The following is a 1010-nucleotide window of genomic DNA, read 5'->3' as shown; positions in this document are numbered from 1 at the left end:
TCGCCTGCCCGGACGGCCAGGATTCCTGCGGCGACCAGGCCGCCCCGCCCCCGGGCGACGGCTGCGGCGAGGAGCTGGCCTGATCCGACGCGCCGGCGGACAAGCTCGGAAGACCGGGCCTCAGCGCGCCTTCAGCACCATCCGGCACTCGGCCGGCAGGGCCGCCATGGTCATCGGCGGCCGCGGCTTCGGCTTGGTCTTCGCCGGCTTCGGGTGGAGGATCGCGTCGCTGAACCAGTAGGCGAGCTCCTCGCCGCAGCCGTCGCCCGGGGGCGGGGCGGCCTGGTCGCCGCAGGAATCCTGGCCGTCCGGGCAGGCGAGGCGGATATGGTAGTGGTAGTTGTGCCCGTACATCGGGCGCACCTTGCGCAGCCAGCCGCGGTTGCCGTCCGCCTCGCGGCACAGGGCCTTCTTGATCGCCGGGTTGACGAAGATGCGCGCCACCTCCGGTTGCTCGGCGGTGAGGCGGATCAGGCTCAGCCGCTCCGGCGTCCAGGTGTCGGGGTCGATGTCGAGGCGGTCCGGCCGCACCATGTCGGTGGCCGAGGTCTCCTCGCGTTCCGCCCGCGTCATGCGCCGGTCCGGCATCGGGGTGAGCCACACGTCGGCATCGAGCCCGAGCTGGTGCGAGGCGTGGCCGGTGAGCATCGGGCCGCCGCGGGGCTGGGACATGTCGCCGACGAGCAAGCCCGGCCAGCCGACCCGCGGCGCCTTGCCGGCCAACCGCTCCAGGAAGTCGACGAGGTAGGGCGTGCCCCAGTTCCGGTTGCGCGACAGGCGCATCACCTGCCACGTCGCCCCGTCGATCGGCAGCGCGGCACCGCCCGAGAAGCAGCCCTTGGCATAGGAGCCGTAGGCGTGGGTCGGGCCGGAGGTCGGGCCGGTGACCCGGCCGAACAGCGCCTTGGCCGGGGTCGAGGGCGCGTCGGGATTCTCCAGCGGCGGCAGGGGTTTGGGGTTGAGGCTGCCCTTGTCCTGGGCGTGGGCGGCGGAGGCCGCGAGCGCCGAGG

At 73.9% G+C, this 1010-nt stretch carries 1 protein-coding gene; it reads right to left on the bottom strand.

The annotated features are described in order from the left end of the window. Positions 1 to 120 precede the first annotated feature (120 nt). On the bottom strand, positions 121 to 1010 hold an 890-nt coding region (mepA, locus tag FV223_RS28445; protein WP_246689851.1), incomplete at its 5' end, for a penicillin-insensitive murein endopeptidase.

It is taken from the genome of Methylobacterium sp. WL116 (genome assembly GCF_008039455.1).
Lineage (GTDB): Bacteria > Pseudomonadota > Alphaproteobacteria > Rhizobiales > Beijerinckiaceae > Methylobacterium.
The sequence above is the reverse complement of the archived record's forward strand: the minus strand, read 5'-3'. Positions and strand labels throughout refer to the sequence as shown.